The sequence below is a fragment of the Shewanella sp. SG44-6 genome (genome assembly GCF_014164185.1).
GTDB classification, from domain to species: domain Bacteria; phylum Pseudomonadota; class Gammaproteobacteria; order Enterobacterales; family Shewanellaceae; genus Shewanella; species Shewanella vesiculosa.
On record NZ_JACJER010000382.1, the window covers coordinates 1 to 220 of the forward strand.

General features: G+C 40.9%; 1 protein-coding gene. It reads right to left on the reverse strand.

Going from position 1 to position 220, the window contains the following annotated elements; translation table 11 throughout:
• A partial coding sequence (locus tag H5185_RS22660) for a hypothetical protein (RefSeq protein ID WP_182743395.1) occupies positions 1 to 220 on the reverse strand: 220 nt, incomplete at both ends.

Here is a 220-nt window from a genome sequence, read left to right on the forward strand (position 1 = left end):
GAATTGAAACCTGTGCAACACCATTACCGATAGAATCCAGCACACCCCATTTTTCAAACATATGGTGGCTAGAAGGTAATAACACATCAGCAAACCAACTGAATTCGGACACGTTGGTGGTCACATGGGCCATGAAGTCGACTTTGCTTAAGGCTTCATCCCAACGTTTCCCTTCAGGATTGGAAAAGTTGAAGTTATTAAAATAAGCTAAAATCACTTT